General features: G+C 74.5%; 16 protein-coding genes. 9 read left to right on the plus strand and 7 right to left on the minus strand.

What is annotated here, in order from left to right; all coding sequences use genetic code 11:
- Positions 1 to 153: 153 nt before the first annotated feature.
- Positions 154 to 1794 carry a methyl-accepting chemotaxis protein gene (locus tag K5O09_RS01245; RefSeq protein WP_222171091.1) on the plus strand — a complete coding sequence of 547 codons (1641 nt, stop codon included), beginning with the start codon at positions 154 to 156 and terminating at the stop codon, positions 1792 to 1794.
- A 133-nt stretch (positions 1795 to 1927) separates the two neighbouring features.
- Here the strand turns inward: K5O09_RS01245 and K5O09_RS01250 are convergent, their stop codons facing one another.
- Positions 1928 to 3565 carry a methyl-accepting chemotaxis protein gene (locus tag K5O09_RS01250; RefSeq protein ID WP_222171092.1) on the minus strand — a complete coding sequence of 546 codons (1638 nt, stop codon included), beginning with the start codon at positions 3563 to 3565 and terminating at the stop codon, positions 1928 to 1930.
- Between the two features lie 347 nt (positions 3566 to 3912).
- Between K5O09_RS01250 and K5O09_RS01255 the strand changes: the two genes are divergently transcribed.
- Both K5O09_RS01255 and K5O09_RS01260 read left to right on the plus strand, forming a co-directional pair.
- Entirely contained in the window at positions 3913 to 6495 is a 2583-nt protein-coding gene (locus K5O09_RS01255) for an ATP-dependent Clp protease ATP-binding subunit (RefSeq protein WP_222171093.1), read from the plus strand.
- Between the two features lie 299 nt (positions 6496 to 6794).
- Positions 6795 to 7814 carry a LacI family DNA-binding transcriptional regulator gene (locus K5O09_RS01260; protein ID WP_222171094.1) on the plus strand — a complete coding sequence of 340 codons (1020 nt, stop codon included), beginning with the start codon at positions 6795 to 6797 and terminating at the stop codon, positions 7812 to 7814.
- Positions 7815 to 7838: 24 nt separating this feature from the next.
- Here K5O09_RS01260 and K5O09_RS01265 read toward each other — a convergent pair whose 3' ends face one another.
- Positions 7839 to 8393: a hypothetical protein gene (locus K5O09_RS01265; RefSeq protein ID WP_222171095.1), complete on the minus strand. Its 555-nt coding sequence runs from the start codon at positions 8391 to 8393 to the stop codon at positions 7839 to 7841.
- Between the two features lie 131 nt (positions 8394 to 8524).
- Here K5O09_RS01265 and K5O09_RS01270 point away from each other — a divergent pair, with 131 nt between their 5' ends.
- Positions 8525 to 9223, plus strand: coding sequence for an alpha/beta fold hydrolase (locus K5O09_RS01270; RefSeq protein WP_222171096.1), 699 nt, complete (start codon positions 8525 to 8527; stop codon positions 9221 to 9223).
- A 204-nt stretch (positions 9224 to 9427) separates the two neighbouring features.
- Here K5O09_RS01270 and K5O09_RS01275 read toward each other — a convergent pair whose 3' ends face one another.
- Positions 9428 to 10054, minus strand: coding sequence for a TetR/AcrR family transcriptional regulator (locus K5O09_RS01275; protein WP_222171097.1), 627 nt, complete (start codon positions 10052 to 10054; stop codon positions 9428 to 9430).
- A 108-nt stretch (positions 10055 to 10162) separates the two neighbouring features.
- Between K5O09_RS01275 and K5O09_RS01280 the strand changes: the two genes are divergently transcribed.
- The gene (locus K5O09_RS01280) at positions 10163 to 11260 is read left to right on the plus strand and encodes an ABC transporter permease (protein ID WP_222171098.1); all 1098 of its coding nucleotides are present in this window, start codon (positions 10163 to 10165) and stop codon (positions 11258 to 11260) included.
- Positions 11257 to 13071 carry an ATP-binding cassette domain-containing protein gene (locus K5O09_RS19025; RefSeq protein WP_255595965.1) on the plus strand — a complete coding sequence of 605 codons (1815 nt, stop codon included), beginning with the start codon at positions 11257 to 11259 and terminating at the stop codon, positions 13069 to 13071. The genes K5O09_RS01280 and K5O09_RS19025 overlap by 4 nt, the downstream gene beginning before the upstream one ends.
- 18 nt (positions 13072 to 13089) lie before the next feature.
- On the opposite strand, the gene K5O09_RS01295 is transcribed toward K5O09_RS19025, so the two are convergent.
- Together K5O09_RS01295 and K5O09_RS01300 are read right to left on the minus strand one after the other, a co-directional pair.
- Positions 13090 to 13857 carry an ABC transporter ATP-binding protein gene (locus tag K5O09_RS01295; protein ID WP_222171099.1) on the minus strand — a complete coding sequence of 256 codons (768 nt, stop codon included), beginning with the start codon at positions 13855 to 13857 and terminating at the stop codon, positions 13090 to 13092.
- A gap of 146 nt (positions 13858 to 14003) precedes the next feature.
- On the minus strand, positions 14004 to 15461 hold the full coding sequence (locus K5O09_RS01300; protein WP_222171100.1) for a sugar porter family MFS transporter: 1458 nt from the start codon (positions 15459 to 15461) through the stop codon (positions 14004 to 14006).
- A 201-nt stretch (positions 15462 to 15662) separates the two neighbouring features.
- Here K5O09_RS01300 and K5O09_RS01305 point away from each other — a divergent pair, with 201 nt between their 5' ends.
- The 3 genes from K5O09_RS01305 (at position 15663) to K5O09_RS01315 (ending at position 18264) form a co-directional block, all read left to right on the plus strand.
- Complete coding sequence (locus tag K5O09_RS01305; RefSeq protein WP_222172508.1) at positions 15663 to 16265, plus strand: hypothetical protein; 603 nt, start codon at positions 15663 to 15665, stop codon at positions 16263 to 16265.
- A 367-nt stretch (positions 16266 to 16632) separates the two neighbouring features.
- Positions 16633 to 17253, plus strand: coding sequence for a DUF47 domain-containing protein (locus tag K5O09_RS01310; protein WP_222171101.1), 621 nt, complete (start codon positions 16633 to 16635; stop codon positions 17251 to 17253).
- A 6-nt stretch (positions 17254 to 17259) separates the two neighbouring features.
- Positions 17260 to 18264 (plus strand): inorganic phosphate transporter, encoded by a 1005-nt coding sequence (locus tag K5O09_RS01315; protein WP_222171102.1) that lies wholly within the window; start codon positions 17260 to 17262, stop codon positions 18262 to 18264.
- A 22-nt stretch (positions 18265 to 18286) separates the two neighbouring features.
- Here K5O09_RS01315 and K5O09_RS01320 read toward each other — a convergent pair whose 3' ends face one another.
- Both K5O09_RS01320 and K5O09_RS01325 read right to left on the minus strand, forming a co-directional pair.
- The gene (locus K5O09_RS01320) at positions 18287 to 19258 is read right to left on the minus strand and encodes an NUDIX hydrolase (protein WP_222171103.1); all 972 of its coding nucleotides are present in this window, start codon (positions 19256 to 19258) and stop codon (positions 18287 to 18289) included.
- 10 nt (positions 19259 to 19268) lie between these two features.
- Positions 19269 to 21758 (minus strand): RNA degradosome polyphosphate kinase, encoded by a 2490-nt coding sequence (locus tag K5O09_RS01325; RefSeq protein ID WP_255595967.1) that lies wholly within the window; start codon positions 21756 to 21758, stop codon positions 19269 to 19271.
- Positions 21759 to 21801 lie beyond the last annotated feature (43 nt).

The following is a 21801-nucleotide window of genomic DNA, read 5'->3' on the forward strand; positions in this document are numbered from 1 at the left end:
CCGACGTCCGCTGCACCCGCGGGTCGAGGCGTCCGGGCGGGCTGCCGGGCGGGCTGCGGGGGTGTGGCGGACGCCGCGCGCCGGACGGCTCAGGTGGGCGCCCCGTGAGCCGATCGGCCGCACGCGGGGGGACGACACGGTGGAGGACGTGACATGGCAGCAGCAGCGGGATCGTCGGCGTCGGGATCGCGGCGGTGGACGGGGGTCCGGGCGAAGGTGCTGGGCGTGGCGGCGATCGGGGCGGCCACGGCCGTCGCCGCGGGAGTCGTCTCACAGGTGGCGCTCGGCGGCGTCTCCGAGGCGAACGAGCGGCTGGCGCACCTGCAGGAGGTCTCGACCCAGGTCGGGGAGGTCCGCACCATGAACTCCGACGTCTCCGGCTGGCAGGTGGCGTACGCCTGGGACACGCGTCGGATCGGCGGCCCCGAGGCTGTCGCCGACGCGAACCCGAACCGTGCCGGCTACCTCGAGTCCGCGCAGCGTCTGCGCGACACGCTCGCGGCGGTCGACACCGACGACCTGACGGCCTCCGAGCGGGCGACGTTCTCCGACATCGCCTCGCTCTGGGACGACTTCTTCGCGGCGGACGACCGCGTCGTCGAGACGTACCGCGAGGACACCCCGGAGTCGCTCGACGCCGGTGACGCGCTCGTCACCGGCGACGCCTACGACGTCTACTACGCGATCGGCGACGCGACGACGTCGCTGCTGGACTCGCTGCGCGAGCGGACGGTCGCCGCGACGCAGGACGCCGCGTCGACCGCCCGCACGGGGCGCGTCGTGACCGCGGTGGTCATCGCGCTGGGTGTCGTGCTCGCGCTGCTCCTGGGGCTGCGGACGTCCTCGTCGATGGCCCGCGCCGCCGGCCGCGTCCGGGCGACCGCCGAGGCGATGGCCACCGGGGACCTCACCCTGGTGCCCGACGTCCGTACCCGCGACGAGCTCGGCGAGATGGCGTCGGCGCTCGCGACCGCGCAGACCAGCCTGCGGGCGGCGATGGCGGGCGTGGTCGAGACCGCGCACACCGTGGCGTCCGCCGCCGAGGAGCTGTCCGCGGCGTCCGCGGAGGTCGCCGCCGGGACGGACGAGACGTCGGCGCAGGCGGGTGTGGTGGCGGCTGCGGCCGAGCAGGTGTCGCGCAACGTGCAGACGGTGGCGGCCGGTGCGGAGCAGATGGGGGCTTCGATCCGGGAGATCGCGCAGAACTCCTCGCAGGCGGCGAAGGTCGCCGGGCAGGCGACCGAGGTCGCGGCGAGCACCAACGAGCAGGTGTCGCGGCTCGGGGTCTCGAGTCAGGAGATCGGGAACGTGGTGAAGGTGATCACGTCGATCGCGGAGCAGACGAACCTGCTGGCGTTGAACGCGACGATCGAGGCGGCGCGTGCGGGGGAGGCGGGCAAGGGGTTCGCGGTCGTGGCGGGTGAGGTCAAGGAGCTGGCGCAGGAGACGGCGAAGGCGACGGAGGACATCGCCCGGCGGGTGGAGGCGATCCAGGGCGACACCTCGGGTGCGGTGGCGGCGATCGGGGAGATCTCGCAGATCATCGCGTCGATCAACGACTACCAGCTGACGATCGCGTCGGCGGTGGAGGAGCAGACGGCGACCACGAACGAGATGTCCCGCTCGGTGGCCGAGGCCGCGACGGGTTCGGGGGAGATCGCCACGAACATCACGGGCGTCGCCTCCGCCGCGGCGTCCTCCTCGCAGATCGTCGGGCAGGTCGGCGGCGCCGTCCGCGAGCTCGCGCGCATGTCGGAGGACCTCCGGGCGCGCGTCGCGCAGTTCACGTACTGACCGACGCCCGGTCGGCCACGCCGGGAACCGTGGCGTGGCCGACCCCTGGGGTCCCTTCGATCCTCCCGTCAGGGCTCCTACCTCGTCCTGGCCCCGTCTGCCGGGACGAGGGCCACCGGCCGAGCGCGTCCGGTCAGTACGTGAAGCCCGACGCGCGGGCGCGGAGCTCGGTGGAGACGCGGGCCAGGTCGTCGATCGAGGACCGCATGGACTCGAGCACCTGCGTGTTCGACGCGGACGCCGTGGCGACGCCGACGATGCTGGTGGCGATCCCTCCGGAGCCGGCGGCCGCCTCCGACACCGAGCGGGACATCTCCGTGGTGGTCGCGGTCTGCTCCTCCACGGCGGAGGCGATCGTGAGCTGGTAGTCGTTGATCGACGCGATGATCTGCGAGATCTCCCCGATCGCGGCGACCGCGCCGGTCGTGTCGCCCTGGATGGCCTCGACGCGGCGCGCGATGTCCTCCGTGGCGCGCGCCGTCTCCTGCGCGAGCTCCTTGACCTCACCGGCGACGACGGCGAAGCCCTTGCCGGACTCGCCGGCTCGCGCGGCCTCGATCGTCGCGTTGAGGGCCAGCAGGTTCGTCTGCTCCGCGATGCTCGTGATGACCTTCACGACGTTCCCGATCTCCGTGCTCGACGTCCCGAGCCGCGCCACCTGCTCGTTCGTCCGTGTGGCGGCGTCGGTCGCCCGGCCGGCGACCTTGGCGGCCCGGGTGGCGTTCTGGGCGATCTCCCGGATGCTCGCACCCATCTCCTCGGCGCCGGCGGCGACGGTCTGCACGTTCCGCGACACCTGCTCGGCCGCGGCTGCGACGATCCCGGCCTGCGCCGAGGTCTCGTCGGACCCGGTGACCACCTGGGCGGAGGACGCCGCGAGCTGCTGAGCCGCACCGGCCACGTCGTTCGAGGACTGGACGATCTCCGCGACCGTGCCGCGCAGGATCTCGGTCGCCCTGTCCAGCGAGGCGGCGGTGCGTCCGATCTCGTCGCGGCCGCCCGTACCGCTGCGCACCGTCAGGTCCCCGTGGGCGAGGGCGTCCGCGACGGCCTGCACGCTGCTCATCCTCGAGCTGAGCCTCCGTGCCACGACCACGGCCACGGCTGCCGCCAGCAGCGTCCCCGCCACCAGGCAGCCGAGCACGAGCCAGGTGCGCTGCTGAGCCTGCTCGGCGGCCCACTCGTCCGCCGCCCTCGACGAGGTGACCTGCAGGTCGACGAGTCGCTCGATGCCGTCGGTCACCGACTGACCGATCGGAGCCGTCTCGGTCTGCAGCGCCTGCGCGCGGTCGTCGTCGCCCGCTGCCCGCGCCGCTGCCGTGTCGGCGATCTTCTGCTGGTAGGTCAGCACGTCCGCGTGCACGGCTGCGACCGTGTCCGCCTGCTCGGTGGTCAGGCCACGGTGCCCGGCGTACTGGGCGGCGAGCTCACCGACCTGCTCCAGAGCGGCGTCCCGCGCGTCCTGGAACCCCGCGATCATCTCCGCGTCTCCGGTCGCGACCTGCTGGTACAGCGCCGCGATCGTGTTCTGCCGGGCGGTGACCATCTGGAAGCGCATCTCGCCGGCGAGCGCCGTGAGCTGCACGTCCTCGTCGTACATGCGGTGCGAGGCCTCGGCCATGTGCCGGACGGAGGACACCGAGACCAGGCCGACCACGACGGTGGCCACGACGGCGGTCGCCACCGTCAGGAGGATCTTCGTCGCGAAGCCGAACCGGGTGAGCCCGTCCCTGATCCGCGATCCCCGTCTGCTGTCCGCCACCGTCGTCATCGACCCGCTCCTCGGGCTCGGGCGCCCCACCTGCTGGAACGCTCTGCCCTCGCTGATCGGCCGGACCCGTGCTGATAAACCGGTTAAGAGCCGAGACGACCCGTTCGGGCGACAGTGCGACCGCAGGACGGGTGACGGCGGATCCGGGCCCGGGACCGGTCTTCACCCGCACGGCGGCCGCCGTGGCCGGGTCGCGCACCGGGCGGCCCCTTCACGCCAGGGGCGAACACGGGACGCCCGCGACACACCCCGCCGTTAGCATCGAACAACGCCGACTCGTCGTGCGTGTCGACCCCGGGTCAACGGGCCGGGTCGCGCGGCGAGCACGCCGCTCGTGAGGAGTGCACATGTTCGAGAGATTCACGGACCGAGCCCGTCGCGTGGTCGTCCTCGCCCAGGAAGAGGCGCGGATGCTCAACCACAACTACATCGGCACCGAGCACATCCTCCTGGGTCTCATCCACGAGGGGGAGGGTGTCGCGGCCAAGGCGCTCGAGTCGCTCAACATCTCGCTCGACGCGGTGCGCGCCCAGGTGCAGGAGATCATCGGCGAGGGCCAGCAGGCTCCCAGCGGGCACATCCCGTTCACGCCGCGCGCCAAGAAGGTGCTGGAGCTGTCGCTGCGCGAGGCGCTGCAGCTCGGCCACAACTACATCGGGACCGAGCACATCCTGCTCGGTCTCATCCGCGAGGGCGAGGGTGTCGCGGCCCAGGTGCTCGGCAAGCTCGGCGCGGACCTGAACCGCGTCCGCCAGCAGGTCATCCAGCTGCTGTCCGGCTACCAGGGCAAGGAGCCGGTCTCGGCCGGCGGCCCGCAGGAGGGTCAGCCCTCGGGCTCGGCCGTCCTCGACCAGTTCGGACGCAACCTCACGCAGGCCGCGCGCGAGGGCAAGCTCGACCCGGTCATCGGGCGCGAGAAGGAGATCGAGCGGGTCATGCAGGTGCTGTCCCGCCGCACCAAGAACAACCCGGTGCTGATCGGCGAGCCCGGCGTCGGCAAGACGGCGGTCGTCGAGGGCCTCGCCCAGGACATCGTCCGGGGCGACGTGCCGGAGACGCTGAAGGACAAGCAGCTCTACACGCTCGACCTCGGCGCCCTGGTCGCCGGTTCCCGGTACCGCGGTGACTTCGAGGAGCGCCTGAAGAAGGTGCTCAAGGAGATCCGCACGCGCGGCGACATCATCCTGTTCATCGACGAGATCCACACCCTCGTGGGTGCGGGTGCCGCCGAGGGCGCGATCGACGCCGCGAGCATCCTCAAGCCGATGCTGGCCCGCGGCGAGCTGCAGACCGTCGGCGCGACGACCCTGGACGAGTACCGCAAGTACGTGGAGAAGGACCCGGCCCTCGAGCGCCGGTTCCAGCCCATCCAGGTCTCCGAGCCGAACCTCCAGCACGCCATCGAGATCCTCAAGGGCCTGCGCGACCGGTACGAGGCGCACCACCGCGTCTCCATCACCGACGGGGCCCTCGTGGCTGCGGCGACCCTGGCCGACCGGTACGTCAACGACCGGTTCCTGCCGGACAAGGCGATCGACCTGGTCGACGAGGCCGGCGCCCGCCTGCGCATCCGCCGCATGACGGCCCCGCCGGAGCTGCGCGAGCTCGACGAGCAGATCGCCGAGACCCGCCGCGACAAGGAGTCGGCGATCGACGAGCAGGACTTCGAGAAGGCCGCGCGGCTGCGCGACCAGGAGAAGCAGCTCGGCCTCAAGCGCCAGGAGAAGGAGAAGGCCTGGAAGTCGGGCGACCTGGACGCGGTCGCCGAGGTCGACGAGGAGCTCATCGCCGAGGTGCTGGCGCTGGCCACCGGTATCCCGGTGTTCAAGCTCACCGAGGAGGAGTCGAGCCGGCTGCTCAAGATGGAGGACGAGCTGCACAAGCGGGTCGTCGGCCAGGAGGCGGCCATCAAGGCGCTCTCGCAGGCCATCCGCCGCACGCGTGCGGGTCTGAAGGACCCGAAGCGTCCCGGTGGGTCGTTCATCTTCGCCGGCCCCACCGGCGTCGGGAAGACCGAGCTGGCCAAGGCGCTCGCCGAGTTCCTGTTCGGGGACGAGGACGCGCTGATCCAGCTCGACATGTCCGAGTTCTCGGAGAAGCACACCGTCTCGCGGCTGTTCGGCTCGCCCCCCGGCTACGTCGGGTACGACGAGGGCGGCCAGCTCACGGAGAAGGTGCGGCGTCGTCCGTTCTCGGTCGTGCTGTTCGACGAGGTCGAGAAGGCGCACGCGGACATCTTCAACTCGCTGCTGCAGATCCTCGAGGACGGTCGCCTGACCGACTCGCAGGGTCGGGTGGTCGACTTCAAGAACACCGTGATCATCATGACCACCAACCTCGGCACCCGGGACATCGCCAAGGGCGTGCAGACCGGGTTCCAGGCCGGCGGCGACCTGTCGACGTCCTACGAGCGGATGAAGGCCAAGGTCAACGACGAGCTCAAGACGCACTTCCGTCCGGAGTTCCTCAACCGCGTCGACGACGTGGTCGTGTTCCCGCAGCTGTCGCAGACGGAGATCTTCGCGATCGTCGACCTGATGATCGCGAAGCTCGACGCCCGCCTGCGGGACAAGGACATGGGCATCGAGCTGACCGAGGCGGCCAAGAAGCTGCTCTCGGAGAAGGGCTACGACCCGGTCCTGGGCGCCCGGCCGCTGCGCCGCGCGATCCAGCGGGAGATCGAGGACGCGCTGTCCGAGAAGATCCTGTTCGGGGAGCTGCACGCGGGCCAGCAGGTGGTCGTGGACGCGCACGGCGAGGGGATCCTCGGTGAGTTCACGTTCCGCGGCGAGGCGCGCGGGCCGCGCCCGAAGGAGCCGGTGGCCGTCGGCGCGCACTCCGCGGGCACCCCGGGCTCGGGGACGGACGTCCCGCCGGCACCGCCGATCGCGTCGTCCGGCGACAGCGGCACGGGGCTCATGCCGGCCTGACGCCGGTCCCGCCTCGACGAGGGCCGGGTCCGCACCTCCTACGGTGCGGGCCCGGCCCTCGTCGCGTCTCGGGCGTGGCGGTACTGGTCGGGTGCGCGCCGAGCGGCCGTCGCGCCTCGTGCCCGGTGCGGTCGTGCGGTCGGTGGACGCGACCGCGGCGGACGGGCGCGTCCTGCCGGACGGGTGCCTGGACCTGCGCGGGCCGGCCGCCCGACCGAGCGGGGCGGGTGCCCGCGGCCTGGGTCCTGCCACCCAGATCCGACCCTCGGCGCGCGCGGGAATGCGCCTACCCTGCGGCCATGGCCGGACAGGTGACGCTCAGCGACGTGGCCCGCCAGGCCGGCGTGTCGCTCGCGACCGCGTCCCGGGCCCTGAACGGCAGCGCCAACCGGACCGTGGGGGCGGACCTCCGCGAGCGGGTGCTCGAGGCGGCGTCGCGGTTGCGCTACTCGCCCGACGGCATCGCGCAGGCCATGGCGCGGGGCCGGACGACGGCACTCGGGCTGGTCGTCCCGGACATCGCCGACCCGGCCTGCGCCGAGCTCGCGTCGGGGGTGGTCGCCGCCGCGGAGGACGCCGGGATGAGCGTGACCCTGACGTCGACCCGGCACGAGCCGGGCCGGGAGGCCGCGCTCGTCGCCCTGCTGGGGCGCCAGCGTGCGCGGGCGGTCGTGCTCGCCGGCGGGCGCCAGGCCGATCCCGCGGGGGAGCAGGCGGTGCGTGCCGCCGTCGACTCGTTCCGCGCGGTGGGCGGGGCCGTCGCGTCCGTCGGTCGCGCCGCGTTCGGGGTGCCGACGGTCGTGGTCGGGGACCGTGAGGGGGCGTCCGACCTGGTGACGGCCCTGCACGGACGGGGCTACCGTCGGTTCGCCGTCCTCGCCGGCCCGCAGACCCACACGCTCGCGGCGGACCGCAGCGCGGGCGCCGTCGCCGCGCTCGCCGCGCTCGGGTGCCCGCCGCCGGTGGTGCTCCGCGGGGCGTTCTCCCGCGACGGCGGCTACGAGGGGATGCGCCAGCTCGTCGAGGACCGGGTGGACGCGCAGGTGGTGGTCGCCGTCAGCGACGTCATGGCCGCGGGGGCGCTCGCCGCGGCGCGCGACGCCGGGCTGTCCGTGCCGGGCGACGTCGCGGTCGCGGGCTACGGGGACGTCGGCCTGCTGCGGGACGCGATGCCGGGCCTGACGACGGTGCGGCTGCCGTTCGCGGACATCGGCGCGCGGGCGGTCCGGCTGGCGCTCGAGCCGCCCGCCGACGGGGAACCCGAGACGATCCGCGTGACCGGCCAGGTCGTCCTGCGGGGGTCGACGCCCGGCGTGTGAGCGCGTGCGGACCGGCGCGCTCGTTCAGCCCTGAGCGCGGCCGGCGTCTCCCGTGCCGGTGGTCCCCGCCGGCCAGGAGCCCGGCACGGCGTCGTCCGGCGCGGCCACCACGCCCTGCGCGGGGGTGAGGGTCCGCCAGGTGCCCGTCTGCTCGTCCCGCTCCAGCAGGACGAGCAGCGTCCCGGCGGTGTCCAGCGGGTCGCCGTCCGGGTAGCGGCTCCCGCCCGTGCAGGTCGCCGGCGTCGACGCCACCTCGAGGACGTCCCCGGCGCGCGCGCCTGAACCCGCGAGCACCGCCCCGACCGCGAGCGTGTGCACGGTCGCGTCGGTGCCGAACAGCTCCGCCGTCCCCGAGGCGGCCGCCGGGCCGGAGGTGCGCACCACGGCGTCCGCCTCCGCCACCGCGTCCGCCGGCGTCGGGAAGGACACCCAGTCGACGCAGGTCTCGCTGCGGGTCGCGCCCGCCGCGCAGCCCCCGGACGCCACGAGGGCCACGGCCGCCAGGAGCGGCAGCACCGCCCGGGCGGTGGTGGTCCGGCCCGCCGGGAGCGGGCGCGGGTCTGGCTCGTCGGTCCGCACGGCGTCCTCCCGTCGTCGTGCCCGGCACGCGCGGCCGGGTGTGCCAGGTCTGTGTGGCGGCATCACCGGACCTTGCACCGGTGCGGTGGTGCGTGCGGCCCGGCCGGCCGGCCGCGGGTACGGTCGGACGGGTGACCGACCTGCCTCTGCACGTGCGCGTCAGCGGGGACGGCCCGCCGCTCGTCCTGCTGCACGGCAACGGCGAGGACGCCCGGTCCCTGGCGCCGGTGGCCGGAGGGCTGGCGGACGACCACCGCGTCATCGCCCCCGACGCGCGGGCGCACGGCACGTCGCCGCGCGGCACCGGACCGCTGACGATCCCGCGCATGGCCGACGACGTGGCGGACGTGCTCGGCGGGCTGCGGGTCACCGGCCCGGTCGACGTCGTCGGCTACTCCGACGGCGGCAACGTCGCGCTGCTGCTCGCCCTGCGTCATCCGGCGCTGGTGCGCTCGCTCGTGCTGTACGGCGCGAACACCGATCCCGCCGGCCTGTCGGGCCGCACCCGCGCGCAGGTCACGCTGACGTGGCTGGCACAGCGGGCGCGGGGGCTGGTCGACGCGCGTGCGCGCGAGCGGGCCGAGGTCACCGACCTGATGGTCCGCCACCCGCGCATCCCCCTGCGGGCGCTGGCGCGGGTGGACGTCCCGGTGCTGGTGGCGGCCGGCGAGCACGACGTCGTGCGGCGTGCGCACACCGAGGCGATCGCGGCGCACCTGCCGGAGGGTCGCGTGCACGTCGTGGCCGGCGCGGGGCACGGGCTGCCGCTCGACGACCCGGCGGCGTTCACCGCGCTGGTCCGCGCGTTCCTGGCCGACCTCCCGGCCTGACCGCGCCGCCGCGGGCAGCCCCGTGGCCCTCGACCCCCGCGCCTCCCGGCGCTGCGCGCGCACCCGCGCGCCGGGCGTCCCCGCGCTCCGACCCGCCGAGCGGCCACCAGGCGGGGGTCACGAGCGGGGGCGCGCCCCGGGTGCCGGCCTCTCGACCGGACCGGGCTCGTGGGCGGAGAGGGAGCGGCGCGGGGGAGGGGCGGGTCAGGGGGTCAGGGCCGTGAGCAGGTCCTCGACGCCCACCGGGTGTCCGGGCAGCGGGTCGCCGCCGGGACGCAGCGCGGCACGGAGCAGCGGCGCGCGGCGTTCCAGCATCGCCGCGTTGAGCGCGTCGGGCAGCCCGGGCAGCGGGCGCAGGGCCGCGGCGAACATGAGGAGGATCTCGGGCACGCCGATGTCCGGCCGCACGAGTCCGCGCTGCTGGGCGGCGCCGACGACGCCGGCCGCCGATGTGGCGGTGCGGGCGCGCTCCTCGACGAGCTCGGGGGTGAACACGTCCGCGTCGCGGGCCCGGGGAGCCAGGGCGGGCACCAGCATCGGCAGCCCCGACTCGAGCACGCCGGTGAGGAACGCGTCCCAGGCGGCCCCGGGGTCGTCCCCGGCGAGGCCTGCGTGGGCCGTCGTGACGAGCCCGCCGACGTGCGCGAGGCGGTCGGCGATCACGGCGCGCACGAGCGTCGCCCGGTCGGGGAAGTGCCGGTAGACGGTGCCGATGCCGACACCGGCGGCGCGGGCGACGGCCTCCATGGGCACGTCCAGACCGCGGGTGCCGTAGAGCGTGCGGGCGGCGTCGAGGATGCGCTGCCGGTTCCGTGCCGCGTCCGCCCTCACGACGTCACCCTAGCCCGACATAAGCGGAACCGGACGTTCCGGTTCGGTGCTACCGTGGTCGCGGACGGGCGCCGTGGAGGACGCCCCCGACGCTGCCGGGAGGCGAGCATGCGCGCGATGATCCTCAAGGAGTTCCGGGAGCTGCGACGCGACCACCGGACCGTCGCGATGCTGGTGGTGCTCCCGCTGCTGCTGCTGACGATCTTCGGCTTCGCCGCGAACTTCACGGTCGACAGCCTCACCACCGTCGCCGTCGGCCCGCAGGCGCAGGAGGCGGCTGACCGCATCGCCGCATCGCCTGCCTCCGGGACGATCGACGTCCGGTCGATCCGCCCGTCCGAGGGGCGAGCCGACGCGGTCGACGCGCTCGCGGCCGACCGGTACGACCTCGCCGTCGTCACGAGCGCCGGCGCGGAGACGCCCGAGGTGCTGATCGACGGCACGAACCTGTTCGCCGCGCAGGCCGCGAACGTCGTCGTCGCGGGGCTCGGGGACCAGGTGCGGCCCGAGGTGCTGTTCAACCCCGACCTCGAGACGTCCTGGGTGATGGTCCCCGCGCTGATCGGGCTGATCCTCACCTTCATCGGCACGATCATCACGAGCATCGGTCTGGTCAAGGAGCGGGCGGCGGGCACCCTGGAGCAGCTCGCCGTCATGCCGCTGCGGCCCGTCGACGTGATCGTCGGGAAGATCGCGCCGTACTTCCTGCTCGCGGCCCTCGACATGGCGGTCGTGACCGCGCTCGGGATGCTGATCTTCGGGGTGCCGTTCACGGGCAGCGTGCTCGTGTTCGTGCTGGCGGGGGCGATCTTCCTGTTCGTGGTGCTCGGCCTCGGCGTGTTCATCTCGACCGTCTCGCAGAACGCGGGCCAGGCGATCCAGGCGGCGATCCTCGTGCTGCTCCCGCAGATCCTGCTGTCCGGCATCATCTTCCCGCTGGACGCGATGCCCCTGGGCGTCCGGTGGATCGGCTACTGCCTGCCGCTGACGTACTTCACGGAGGTCGCGCAGGGCGTGATGCTGCGTGGCGCCGGGCTGGACTCGCTCTGGCTGCCGGTCGTGGTCCTGTCGGGGATGGCGGTGGCGGTGTTCGGTGCGGCGGTGTGGCGGTTCCGGGCGTCCATCACCCCGCGGCGGCCGCGCGGTGCGCGCGGTTCCGCGGGCGACGCCGGGGCGGTCGCCGAGCGGGCGGCGGTGGCCCGGTGACCGGCTACGGCGTCGAGGGGCTGACGGTCCACCGCGGGGGTCGCGCCGCCCTGGCGGACGTCACGCTCCCGGTACCGGCGGGCGAGGTCACCGCGGTCGTCGGCGGTGACGGCGCGGGCAAGACGACGCTGGCCCGCGTGCTGGTCGGGCGGGAGGTGCCCGTGTCGGGCCGGGTGCGGCGCGCCGACCGCCGGCGTACCGGGTTCCTGCCGGCGACGTCGGGGGTGTGGGGCGACCTCAGCGTGGCCGAGAACGTCGAGCTCGTCGCCCGGGCGTACGGCCTCGACCCGGCGACCGCCCGCGTCCGCGCCGAGGAGCTCCTGGCCGCCGCGGCGCTGGACGGGGTCCAGGACCGGCTGGGCCGGCAGCTGTCCGGCGGGATGCGGCAGAAGCTCGGGTTCTGCCTGGCGATGCTGCACCGCCCGGACCTCGTGGTGCTCGACGAGCCGTCGACCGGTGTGGACCCGGTGAGCCGCGTCGAGCTGTGGCGGCTGCTGTCCACGGCGGCGGCCGGCGGCACGGCGGTGCTGGTCACCACCACCTACCTGGACGAGGCCGAGCGGGCCGCCTCGGTGCTGGTGCTCGACCGCGGGACGGAGGTGTACCGCGGCGACCCGGCGCGGGCCGCCGACCGGGTCCGCGGGTCGGTCCTGGTGAGCAGCGCCGGGCAGGCGCGGCCGGCGGTCGGCGGGACGGACGGCGCGCTCGCCGTCTGGCGGCGTGGTCGCGCGCGGCACGCGCTCGTCCCCGCGGGTGCCGGGGGCCCGCCTCCCGACCTGGAGGACGCCGTGATCGCCCTGACGCTCGAACGCCGGGGCCCGTCGGAGCCTCCGACGGCGACCGGCCCCGCCCCGGGCGAGCCGTCGGCGCGCGCGACGACCCCGGGGCGGGTGCCCGCCGCGGTCCGCGAGGGAGACGCCGCCTCCCGGCGCGCCGTCCCGGGCCCCGACCCGGCCCCGGCCGTCGAGGCCGCGCACGTCGTGACCACCTTCGGTGGCCTGCGGGCGGTCGACGACGTCTCCCTGACGGTCCGCCCGGGGGAGGTGGTCGGCCTGCTCGGGGCGAACGGCGCCGGCAAGACCACGGTGATCCGCACGGTGCTGGGCCTGCTCGCGCCGACCTCCGGGGCGGTCCGGGTGCTGGGCGGCGCACCGTCGCGGGAGGTGCGGCGCCGGATCGGGTACGTCCCGCAGGGCCTCGGGCTGGCGGCGGACCTCACGGTCGCGGAGAACCTCGCCTTCGTCGCGTCCGCCTACGGGCTGCGGGACGTCCCGGCGCTGCCCGCCGACCTCGCCGCGGTCGCGGACCGGCTGGTCGGGGGCCTGAGCCTCGGCCTGCAGCGCCGGCTCGCGTTCGCGGCCGCGCTGTCGCACGCCCCCGAGCTGCTGGTGCTCGACGAGCCGACGTCCGGCGTGGACCCCCTCGCGCGCGCGGCCCTGTGGGACACGGTGCACGCCCAGGCCGAGGCCGGGGTCGCCGTGCTGGTGACGACGCACTACATGCAGGAGGCCGAGCAGTGCGACGCCCTCGTGCTGATGGCGCACGGCCGGCGGGTCGCGGCGGGGACGCTCCCGGAGGTCCTCGACGGCTCGGCCGCGGTCGAGGTCGTCGGGGCCGACTGGCAGGCCGCGTTCGCCGCTCTCGGCGCCGCGGGGCTGCCCGTGACGGTCGCCGGCCGGGCGGTGCGGGTGGCCGGCGCCGCGCCGCGCGAGGTGGAGCGTGCACTCGCGTCCGCGGGGGTCGCCGGCCGGGTCCGGTCGGTGCCCGCGCGCCTGGAGGAGGTGCTGGTCCTCGCCGACGGCCGGCCGTGACGCGGCTGCCCGCCGCCCTCAGCGGAACGCGCCGACGGCCTCCGGGAACGCCTCCGCGAGCTCGCGGGTCTCCGGGTGCTGCGGGTCGGACAGCAGGGTGCGCAGCGGCCCGGTCTCCGCGATCCGGCCCTCGGCCAGCACGTGCACCGTGGCGGCGAGGCGGTCCACCATCCGCAGGTCGTGGGAGACGACGAGCAGCCCGACGCCGGACGCCGCGAGCGCCGCGAGCTGGTCCGCCACGGCGTCGCGCAGCGCCGGGTCGAGGGCCGTCGCCGGCTCGTCGAGGACGAGGACCTCGGGCCGGGTGGCGAGTGCGTCGGCGAGCGCGAGCCGCTGCTTCTCCCCACCGGACAGGGAGTGCAGCGTCCGGTCCAGGTAGCGCGGCTCGAGGCCGACGCGCGCCAGGACGTCGGCCGGCTCCTGGCCCGTCGCGCGGCCGGCCTTGCGGGCGTCGTCGAGCGTGCTCTTCAGCACCCGCAGCACGGTCGAGCGGGAGTCGACGCCGACCAGGCCGTCCTGGTGGACCGCGCGGACCAGGGCGCGGAAGCCCTTGGTCTCCTTGCGGGACATCTTCGCGACCGGGCGGCCGCCGTACGTCGCGCGGCCCTGCGTGGCCTTGTGCCGGCCGAGCAGCACCTGGACGAGCGTGGACTTGCCCGCACCGGATCGGCCGATCAGGCCCACGGTCTCGCCGGGGGCGACCGAGAGCGTCGCGCCGGCCAGGACCGGGGCGCCGCCGTAGCCGGCCCAGACGTCGTGCGCGGCGAGCGTGGCGGGGCCGGTCATCGGGCCACCACCTCCGCCCGGTGCGTGCCGGTGGCGTGCTGGTGAGGCGTTCCCACGGTGTGTCCCTTCGAGCGGTGTCCGGTCCGTCCAACGGCCGAGCCCCCCGCGTAGTTTCCGCGAGGGGCTCGCCCGGGATCAAGCCGGGGTCACGTGCGCGCCGCGCCGCGGCTGCGTGCCGCCGGCAGGTCCTCCATGTCCTCGAGCTCGACGCCCTTGGTCTCGGGCACCTTGCCGAGCACGAACACGAACGACAGGCCCGCGAACACCGCGTACATCAGGTACGGCCCGGTGGCGCCGAACGTGTCGAGCAGCGGCGGGAACGTGACCGTGATGAGGAAGTTCGCGATCCACTGCGCGGCGGCCGCGACGCCGAGCGCGGCGGCGCGGATGCGGTTGGGGAACATCTCGCCGAGCAGCACCCAGACCAGCGGGCCCCACGACGCCCCGAAGAACACGACGAACGCGTTCGCCGCGACCAGCGCGACCGGACCCCACGGAGACGGCAGCGACACGTCCTCGCCCGACCCCGACGCCTGCGTGAAGGCGAGGGCCATCACCGCGAGCGCGACGGTCATGCCGGCGGACCCGGTCAGCAGGATCGGCCGGCGCCCGACCTTGTCGATCAGGGCGATCGCGATGAACGTCACCGCCACGTTGGTGACCGCCGTGATCGTCGAGACGAGGAACGACTGGCTCTCGTCGAACCCGACGGCCTGCCACAGCGTCGTCGAGTAGTAGAAGATCACGTTGATCCCGACGAACTGCTGGAACACCGACAGCAGGATGCCGACCCACACCACCGGCAGCAGCCCGAACCGGGGTCCGCGCAGCGTCGCCTGCTGCTCGAGCTGGCGGTCCTTCTCGATGGTCTGCTCGATCTGCGCGACGCGCTCGTCCGCGTCCTCGTCCGGGCCGAGCACCGACCGGAGGACCGCGACGGCCTCGTCGCGCCGTCCCTGGGCGACCAGGTAGCGCGGCGACTCGGGGATCCGCAGCGCGAGGATGCCGTACACCGCGGCCGGGACCACCGCGACGAGGAACATCCACCGCCACGCCTCCCACCCGAGCCACAGCACCTCGGCCGCGCCGCCCGCCGCCTCCTGCAGCAGCTGGTCCGACAGCAGGGCGGTGAAGATGCCGATCGTGATCGCGAGCTGCTGCAGCGAGCCGAGCCGCCCGCGCAGGGCGGCGGGGGCGATCTCGGCGATGTAGGCGGGGGCGATGACCGACGCGATGCCGATGCCGATGCCCGCCATGACCCGCCACAGGATGAGGTCCCAGACGCTGAACGCGATCGCGGACAGGATCGAGGAGACGAAGAACAGCACCGCGCCCAGCACCATCACGCGGGTGCGGCCCCAGTGGTCCGCGAGCTTGCCGCCGGCCCACGCGCCGAACGCGCAGCCGAGCAGGGCGACGGCCACCGCGAAGCCGGTGAGCGTCGAGCCGAGGTCGAACTGGCCCTGGATCGCGTCGACGGCGCCGTTGATGACGGACGAGTCGAAGCCGAACAGGAACCCGCCGACCGCGGCGGCGACGGCCAGGCCGATCGCCTTGTTGTGAGACGGGTGCCGGCCCGCCGACGGGACGTGTGACTGCGCCATGACGCTCTCCTCGCTGCACGGTGACGCCCCCGGGCCGCGGGGGCGGCGCAGGGCCATCCCACCTTTCACCTGTCCGCCGCATCTCGCATGCGGAAGCGGCACCGCCGCCGGCCGGCGGGCGCCCGGGCCCCCGCAGGGCGGACAATCGAGGGCGTGACGCCCGACTCCGGCAGCTCCCGCCCGCGCTTCCGACGGCCCGCGATGCTCGACCCGCGGGCGGCCGACGCCCTGCCCGGCGACCTCGACCCGGCTCTGCGGTCCGAGGTCGCGCACTCGACCGCGTCGGCGATCGTGCACCGGGGACGGTCCGGCGGTGACGACCCGGCGCTGGTCGAGCGGCTGGTGCGGCTGGTCGAGCACGAGGGCCTGGACGCTGTCGCGGCGCTGTGGTCCGACAGCCCGGCGACCACGCTCCCCGGCACGCTGTGGCGGCTCTACGTCCTGCGCGAGTGGGTCCGGCGGGACCCGCAGACGATCGCGGACCGGTACCGGCAGGGCCTGCACGCGGCACCGGTGCACCACGTCGTCGCCGGCGTGCCGAGCCCGCCCGGGCCGGACGAGGTCCGTGAGGTGCTCGACGCGGTGCTCTCGGGCCTGTGGACCGGCGACCTCGACGTGGCGCTCGAGCGGGGGGCCGCGTTCTGCCGGGTGCTGGGCACCGGAGCGGCGTTCGACGCCGACCACCTGGACCTGGCCGCGGACGACTCGTCGGCCCGGCTGACGCGCAGCGCCGGGTCGCTGGTGCGCACCGCCGAGGAGCTCGAGCACGCTGCCGGGCTGTGGCGCGCCGGGTCGCTGGGGTGACGCGCCGTCCTCCCGGCACGACGCCGGCGGGGCCCGCCGCATGCCGTGGGATTCCTCACCCCGGCCACCCCGCGACGCGCCCGGAGGCGACGCGTAGAGTGGTTCGCGACGCCGGGCCGCGGTAGCCCCGGGCTCCAACACCAGCCGCTCCGAGCGGCCTCGCGCCGAGAGGCGCTCCCGGCCCGGCGTCCTCATCCTCCGCGGCGCACGCCGACGTGTGACCTCGGTCCCGGGCCCGGCCCGGACGTGACGAGCCCGACACCGCACCGCGCGGCCGTTCACCCTGCGTTCACCTTCGGGGTTGTGAGTTCACCCCGCGGCTGCCCTAGCCTGTGCCTGACAAGAGCCCTCTCCCCCGGAGCCTCCCGTGCGCCTGCGCCTCACCCCGCGCGACACCTCGTTCTTCGACCTCCTCGCCGCCTCCGCGGCGCACCTCGTGACCGGCGCGAACCTGCTGGCCGAGCTGCTCGGGGCGGACCGTGCCGCCCGCAAGGCGCTCGCCAAGCAGCTGAACGAGGCGGAGCACCTGGCCGACGAGGCCACGCACTCGATCATGCGGCGGCTGAACCAGACGTTCGTCACGCCGTTCGACCGCGACGACATCTACGGCCTGGCGTCCGCGCTGGACGACTGCATGGACTACATGGAGGAGGCCGCGGACCTCATCGTCCTGTACAAGCTGGACGCCCTGCCGAACCGCGTCGCGGACCAGGTCCAGGTGCTGCAGCGCGCCGCCGAGCTCACCGCCGAGGCGATGCCGCGGCTGCGGTCGATGGACTCCCTGTCGGAGTACTGGGTCGAGGTCAACCGGCTCGAGAACCAGGCCGACAAGTCGCACCGCAAGCTGCTCGCCCAGATGTTCGACGAGATCACCGACCCGATCCTCCTCATGAAGCTCAAGGAGGTCGTGGAGAAGCTCGAGGACGCTGCCGACGCGTTCGAGAAGGTCGCGAACATGGTCGAGACCATCGCGCTCAAGGAGTCCTGAGCCCCGGTGGAACTCGCGCTCGTCGTGGTCGTCGTCGCCCTGGCGCTCGGCTTCGACTACACCAACGGCTTCCACGACGCCGCGAACGCCATCGCGACGTCCGTCTCGACCCGGGCCCTGACGCCCCGCGCCGCCCTGCTCATGGCCGCGGCCATGAACTTCACGGGTGCGCTGCTCGGCACGGAGGTGGCGGAGACCATCGCCACCTCGATCGTCGACCTCGGTGACGCGTCGTCGCACCAGGCGCTCGTCGTCGTGCTGTGCGCGCTCGTCGGCGCGATCGTGTGGAACCTCATCACGTGGTGGTTCGGGCTGCCCTCGTCGTCGACGCACGCGCTCATCGGCGGTCTCGTCGGCGCGGGGCTCGCCGGCGGGCTGGCGATCTACGGCTCCGCGATCGTCGAGAAGGTCGTCCTGCCGATGATCTTCTCGCCGCTGATCGGGTTCTTCCTGGCGTTCCTCGTCATGGTGGGCGTGCTGTGGATCGTGCGGAACTCCGCGCCGTCGCGCACCACCCGCCGGTTCCGCCTGGCCCAGACGGCCTCCGCCGCGGCGATGGCGCTCGGGCACGGCCTGCAGGACGCGCAGAAGACGATGGGCGTCATCTTCATGGCGCTGCTGACGGTCGGCTGGGCGGACCCCGAGGGCGGCATCCCGCTGTGGGTGAAGCTCGCGGCGGCCGCGGCGATCTCGCTGGGCACGTACTCCGGCGGCTGGCGGATCATGCGCACGCTGGGCCGCAAGATCATCGAGCTGGACCCGGCGCGCGGGTTCGTCGCCGAGTCCGTGTCCGCCGTCGTGCTGTACGTCAACGCGTTCGCCCTGCACGCCCCGGTGTCGACCACCCACACGATCACCTCGGCGATCATGGGCGTCGGCGCCACCAAGCGGCTGTCGGCGGTGCGCTGGGGCGTCGCGAAGAACATCGGCCTCGCGTGGGTGCTCACCATCCCCGCCGCCGCGGGTGTGGCGGCGCTGGTCTACCTCGCGATGAGCCCGTTCCTGAACTGACCCCGGTGTCGCGGGCGGGCGCTCAGCCGCGGGTGAGCGGGGTGTGGAGCTCGACCGCCTCGACGCGGGGGGCACCGCCGACGTCGGAGACGTGGCAGACCAGCACCTGGCCCGGCCGCAGGTAGGGGTCCTCGGCGGGCAGGGCGGCGGTCGCCCGCGGACGCGCGTGCGCGGACACCACGCCCAGCACCGTCGGCAGCACCGGCCGGTGGGTGCAGACCGCGACGTCGGTGGCCGACCGCAGCAGGGCCGCCACCAGGTCGGCGGTCTTCTCGGGCGACTGCTCGTGCTGCGCCTCGGTGAACGGCTCGTCCGCCGCGGGTGTGAGCCCCGCGGCGGCGGCGTACGGGCCGACGGTGCTGCGGCAGCGTGCCCACGGGCTGGTCACGACCTCCGCGACCCCGAACGCCGACAGCACCGGGACGAGCGCACCGGCCTGCCGGCGACCGGCGTCCGTCAGCGGCCGCGTCGCCTCCTCCCGGCTCCAGGATGCGCGGCTCCGGGCGCGACCGTGCCGGACGACCACGAACGCCCGGGTGTCGAGCCGGCCGCGGGCGTGCTCCGCCACCAGGGCGTCGAGGGGGATCCGGTCGTCGTCGCGGGTGAGGCGCCGGCGCGCGACGTCGGCGTCGACCCACCGCACGCGGTCGATCTCGTCGGCCGAGGCGTGCTCCGCCGGCGGGCGGGCGTGCACCGCCGGACGGTCCGGGCGGCCGGCGACCTGCGCGGACCAGTAGTGCACGCGCTTGCGGCGGCCGTCCGACAGCGGGTACTCCAGGCCGGGCAGCGGGCGGCCGAGCACGATCTCGAGCCCCGCCTCCTCCTCGACCTCGCGGACCGCGGCCGTCGTGACGTGCTCGCCGGTCTCGAGCTTGCCCTTCGGCCAGGACCAGTCCTTGTACCGCGGCCGGTGCACGAGCACGACCTGCAGCCGTCCCTGCCGCACGCGCCACACCAGTGCGCCCGCGGCCTCGACGACGGGGACCGCCCTCACCGGGCCGTCCTCATCGGGCGCCCCCCAGACGCCGGCGCTGCCGGTAGATGAGCACCGACTGCAGGTCCCGCAGCGGTCCGTCCGGGCCGGTGGCGTGCCGCGTCCACACGCCGTCGGGTCCGAGGTGCCACGACGAGGTGCCGTCGTCCATCGACTCGTCGAGCAGGTCCACGAGCTCCGCGATCTGGTCGGGGTCGGCCAGGCGGACGAGCGCCTCCACGCGACGGTCCAGGTTGCGGTGCATGAGGTCCGCCGAGCCGATGTAGACCTCCGGCCCGGGCAGGCGGTCGCCGCCGGTGTCCCGGCCGGTGTCCGCGACCTCCGGCGTCACCCCGTCGTCCGCGGCGAACGCGAACACCCGCGCGTGCTCGAGGAACCGGCCGAGGATCGAGCGCACCCGCACCGTCTCGGACAGCCCGGGGACTCCCGGGCGCAGCGCGCAGATGCCGCGCACGCACAGGTCCACGGGCACGCCCGCCTGCGACGCGCGGTACAGGGCGTCGATGGTCTCCTCGTCGACCATCGAGTTCACCTTGATCTTGATCCAGGCCGGGCGGCCCTCGCGTGCTGCGCGGGCCTCCCGGTCGATGCGCTCGACCAGCCCCGACCGCACGGAGCGCGGCGCGACGAGCAGCCGGTGGAACCGCGACTTCGGCGCGTACCCGGACAGCTGGTTGAACAGCCGCGTGAGGTCCTGCCCGACGTCCGGGTCGCAGGTGAGCAGGCCGAGGTCGGTGTAGAGGCGCGCCGTCTTCGGGTTGTAGTTGCCGGTCCCGACGTGGCAGTACCGGCGGAGCCCGTCGGACTCCTGGCGCACCACCAGGGACAGCTTCGCGTGCGTCTTGAGCCCGACGATGCCGTAGACGACGTGCACACCGGCCTGCTCGAGCTTGCGCGCCCACTCGATGTTCGCCTGCTCGTCGAACCGGGCCTTGATCTCCACCAGGGCGAGCACCTGCTTGCCGGCCTCGGCGGCGTCGATCAGCGCGTCGACGATCGGGGAGTCGCCCGAGGTCCGGTACAGGGTCTGCTTGATCGCGAGGACCTTCGGGTCGGCCGCGGCCTGCTCGAGGAACGTCTGGACGGAGGTCGAGAACGAGTCGTACGGGTGGTGCAGCAGGATGTCGCGCGCGCGGATCGCCGCGAACACGTCCGTCGGCGTCGCGCTCTCCACCTCGGCGAGGAACCGGTGCGTGGTCGGCACGAACCGCGGGTACTGCAGGTCCGCACGGTCGAGGTCGGCGATGAGGTTGAGGCCGGTGTGGTCGAGCGGCGCGGGCAGCTCGTACACCTCCTCCTCGGCGACGCCCAGCTCGCGCACCAGCAGTTGGCGGATGCGGGGGCTGATGGTGTCGGCGATCTCGAGGCGCACCGGCGGGCCGAACCGCCGCCGCAGCAGCTCCTTCTCCATCGCCTGGAGCAGGTTCTCGGCGTCGTCCTCCTCCACCTCCACGTCCTCGTTGCGCGTCACCCGGAACGTGTGGTGCTCGCGCACCTCCATGCCGGGGAACAGCTGGTCGAGGTGCTGGGAGATGACGTCCTCGACGGGCACGAACGACATCGGCCCGCGGTCGGTCGGCGCCTGCGAGGGCGCGGCGCTCGGGCGGCCCCGGGCGTCCACGGCGATGTACCGCGGCAGCAGCGGCGGCACCTTGACGCGCGCGAAGTGCTCCTTGCCGGTCGTCGGGTTCACCACGACGACGGCCAGGTTGAGCGACAGGCCCGAGATGTACGGGAACGGGTGGGCGGGGTCGACCGCCAGCGGCGTCAGCACCGGGAAGATCTGCTTCCGGAAGAACTTGCGCAGCCGGTCCTGCTCCGCCTCCCCGAGCTCGTCCCAGCGGACCAGCGTGATGCCCTGCTGCGCGAGCTCCGGCTGCACCTGCTCGGCGAACACCTGGGCGTGCCGGGCGGCGAGCTCGTGCGCGCGCACGCCGATCGCCTCGAGCACCTGCCGCGGGCTGAGGCCGGACGCCGCCGTGACCGCCAGGCCGGTCGCGATGCGGCGCTTCAGGCCGGCGACGCGCACCATGAAGAACTCGTCGAGGTTCGACGCGAAGATCGCCAGGTACCGCACCCGCTCGAGCAGCGGCTGCTCCGGGTCCTCCGCGAGCTGCAGCACGCGCTCGTTGAACGCCAGCCACGACACCTCGCGGTCCAGGAACCGGTCCGCGGGCAGCGGCGGCAGCTCCTCCGGGTCCGTGACCGGCGTCGGCACCAGCGGGGCGATGTGCTCGGCGATGTGCGCGGCGAGCTCCGGGGCCAGCGGGCGCGACCGCGTGGTCGGCGCGGAGGTCGCCGGGGCGGGGGCCGTGGCGGGCCTGCCGTCCTGCTCGGCGGTGCGGCGCGTGGTCCCGCGCGTACGGGAGGTGCTCGCGCGGGCCGGGCGCGCGCCGCCGGCGGACGTGCTCGCACCGGCGGAGGCGCGGGCGGTCGCCGTCGTCGCGGCCGGGGTGCGGCGACCCTTCGGGGTCCCGTCGGAGGCGGAGGCGTCGGTCATCTCCACATGGTGGCACCCGGAGGTGTCCGGTGGGTGACCGAAC

This window comes from Cellulomonas sp. C5510, assembly GCF_019797765.1.
Classification (GTDB): domain Bacteria; phylum Actinomycetota; class Actinomycetes; order Actinomycetales; family Cellulomonadaceae; genus Cellulomonas.